We start from the raw sequence: 2,990 nt of genomic DNA, 5'->3' as shown, positions 1-2,990 counted from the left end.
GCGCCCCCGCGGACGCCCCGCTGGAGGCGGTCGCCGCCCCGGACGGCACGGAACTCTTCTTCTGCGCCACGGGCCACCCCGGACTCCCGGACTGGCGGGCCGACTTCGAGGAGGGGGAGCGGGCCGCGGAGGAACCCCTCCTCACCCACGTCGACCACCTGGCCCTCGTCCAGCCCTGGTACCAGGTCGACGAGGCCGCCCTCTTCCACCGCGGCGTCCTCGGGCTCGACGCCCGGGAGAGCGTCGACGTCGCCGACCCCTACGGCCTGGTGCGCAGCCGCGCGGTCACGGACCCGCAGGGCCGGGTGCGGATCGCGCTGTCGGTCGGCCCGGCCGCCGGCGACGACACCGCGCACGCCCAGCACATCGCGTTCGCGACCGCCGACGTCGTCGCGGCGGCCCGCCGGTTCCGGTCCGCCGGGGGCCGGTTGCTGGCCGTACCGGCGAACTACTACGACGACCTCGCCGCCCGGTACGAGCTGCCGGACGCCGAGCTGGAGACCTACCGCGACCTCGGCATCCTCTACGACCGCGACGAGCACGGCGCGTTCCGGCACTGCTACACCCGCACGGTGGGCCGGGTCTTCTTCGAACTCACCCAACGCGACCCGGGCTACCGGGGCTACGGAGCCCCGAACGCCCCGATACGCCTGGCGGCCCAGCACGACGACCGGACCCGGTAGCCGCACCGGGAAGCCAACCCGCGGCCCGCGCAACCACGTTGGACGGCCGCCGATGTCGTCGGCCCGCACCCCCGCACCCCCGCACCCCCGCAAGTCCGCAACCCCGCGCCCCGGCCCCCGCGCCCTGCGGTCCGGCCGACCGGCAGAAGGGCAGCCGGGCAGCCGGGCAGACGGGCAGAAGGGCAGTCGGGCAGACGGGCAGAAGGGCAGAAGGGCAGATGGGCAGATGGGCGGCCGGGCAGCCGGGCCGACCTAGGCCCGTACGTTCCACTCCGCGACGACCGGGCGGTCGTGCTCCGTCGAGAGGCGGCTCGCCGTGCCCGTCGCCAACTGGAACAACCGGCCCTGCGCGGGCGGGAGTCCGAGGCGGCGGGCGGTCAGGACGCGCAGGAAGTGGGCGTGCGCGACCAGGACGACGTCCCCCGCGTCGGCGGCCAGGATCCCGTCCACCCGGGACAGGACCCGGTCGGCGCGGGCGCCCACCTCGGCCGGTGACTCGCCCGGACGGCCGGACGCGCCCGGCGGCACGCCGTCGGTCCACAGGTCCCAGCCGGGCCGGGTGCGGTGGATGTCGACGGTGGTGACGCCCTCGTAGCCGCCGTAGTCCCACTCGTGCAGGTCCGGATCGGTCACCGCCCCGCTCAGGCCCGCGAGTTCGGCGGTGCGGACGGCCCGCTCCAGCGGGCTGGTCAGTACGCGTGCGAAGGTCCGCCGCGAGAGGAGCGGAGCGAGCGACTTGGCCTGCTCCTCACCGTGCGAGGTGAGGGGCAGGTCGGTCCAGCTCGTGTGCCGGCCCGACACGCTCCACTCCGTCTCGCCGTGGCGGACCAGCAACAGGTCCCCCACCGCGGCCTACTTCTTCGACTCGACGGCGTGCCCGCCGAACTGGTTGCGCAGCGCGGCGACCATCTTCATCTGCGGCGAGTCGTCCTGCCGGGAGGCGAACCGCGCGAAGAGGGACGCCGTGATCGCGGGCAGCGGCACGGCGTTGTCGATGGCGGCCTCGACGGTCCAGCGGCCCTCGCCCGAGTCCTCGGCGAACCCCTTGAGCCGGTCGAGGTGCTCGTCGTCGTCCAGCGCGTTGACGGCGAGGTCGAGCAGCCAGGAGCGGATGACCGTGCCGTCCTGCCAGGAGCGGAAGACCTCGCGCACGTCGGTGACCGAGTCGACCTTCTCCAGCAGCTCCCAGCCCTCGGCGTAGGCCTGCATCATGGCGTACTCGATGCCGTTGTGGACCATCTTGGAGAAGTGCCCGGCGCCCACCGCGCCCGCGTGGACGTAGCCGTAGGGCCCGTCCGGCTTGAGCGCGTCGAAGATCGGTTGGAGCCGCTCGACGTGCTCCTTGTCGCCGCCGACCATCAGGGCGTAGCCGTTCTGGAGTCCCCAGACCCCGCCGGAGACACCGGCGTCGACGAAGCCGATCCCCTTGGCGCCCAGCTCCGCGGCGTGCTTCTCGTCGTCCGTCCAGCGGGAGTTGCCGCCGTCCACGACGACGTCGCCGGGTTCGAGGAGCCCGCCCAGTTCGTCGACGACCGACTGGGTGACCTCACCCGCCGGGACCATCACCCAGACCACGCGCGGCGCCTGGAGCCTGTCGACGAGTTCGGCGAGGTCCTTCACGTCGGTGACCTCGGGGTTGCGGTCGTAGCCGACGACGGTGTGGCCCGCGCGGCGGATCCGCTCGCGCATGTTGCCCCCCATCTTGCCGAGGCCGACCAGGCCGAGCTGCATGCCGGTCATGTCAGTTCACTTCCTTCAGGTCGCGGTAGGCGGCGACGAGGGCGCGGGTGGAGGGGTCGAGACCGGGGACGTCGACGCCGTCGGTGAGGGCGGGTTCGACGCGCTTGGCGAGGACCTTGCCCAGCTCCACGCCCCACTGGTCGAAGGAGTTGATGTGCCAGACGGCGCCCTGCACGAACACCTTGTGCTCGTAGAGGGCGATGAGCTGGCCGAGCACCGACGGGGTCAGTTCCCGGGCCAGGATCGTGGTGGTGGGGTGGTCGCCCTTGAACGTCTTGTGCGCGACCAGCTCCTCGGGGACGCCCTCGGCGCGGACCTCGTCGGGGGTCTTGCCGAAGGCGAGGGCCTGGGTCTGCGCGAAGAAGTTTGCCATCAGCAGGTCGTGCTGCGCCTTCAGCCCGTCGCTCAACTCTCCGACAGGGCGCGCGAACCCGATGAAGTCCGCCGGAATCAGCTTGGTGCCCTGGTGGATCAACTGGTAGTAGGCGTGCTGCCCGTTGGTGCCGGGCGTGCCCCACACCACCGGGCCGGTCTGCCAGCCCACCGGGCGTCCGTCGCGCTGCACCG

3 protein-coding genes and 1 pseudogene are annotated in these 2,990 nt (G+C 73.0%); 1 reads left to right on the top strand and 3 read right to left on the bottom strand.

What is annotated here, in order from left to right:
• A partial coding sequence (locus tag GA0115242_RS04650) for a VOC family protein (protein ID WP_176729744.1) occupies window positions 1–683 on the top strand: 683 nt, incomplete at its 5' end.
• A 252-nt stretch (window positions 684–935) separates the two neighbouring features.
• Here the strand turns inward: GA0115242_RS04650 and GA0115242_RS04640 are convergent.
• From GA0115242_RS04640 to GA0115242_RS04630, 3 genes and pseudogenes are all read right to left on the bottom strand, one after another.
• On the bottom strand, window positions 936–1,529 hold the full coding sequence (locus tag GA0115242_RS04640) for a histidine phosphatase family protein (protein ID WP_093824804.1): 594 nt from the start codon (window positions 1,527–1,529) through the stop codon (window positions 936–938).
• Between the two features lie 6 nt (window positions 1,530–1,535).
• Complete coding sequence (gnd, locus tag GA0115242_RS04635; RefSeq protein WP_093824808.1) at window positions 1,536–2,414, bottom strand: phosphogluconate dehydrogenase (NAD(+)-dependent, decarboxylating); 879 nt, start codon at window positions 2,412–2,414, stop codon at window positions 1,536–1,538.
• A gap of 10 nt (window positions 2,415–2,424) precedes the next feature.
• Window positions 2,425–2,990, bottom strand: a pseudogene (locus tag GA0115242_RS04630) (glucose-6-phosphate isomerase); the annotation flags it as partial.

The sequence above is a fragment of the Streptomyces sp. SolWspMP-5a-2 genome (assembly GCF_900091845.1).
GTDB lineage: Bacteria > Actinomycetota > Actinomycetes > Streptomycetales > Streptomycetaceae > Streptomyces > Streptomyces doudnae.
Note: the sequence above shows the minus strand (reverse complement) of the source record. Positions and strands in the feature narration are given on the sequence as shown.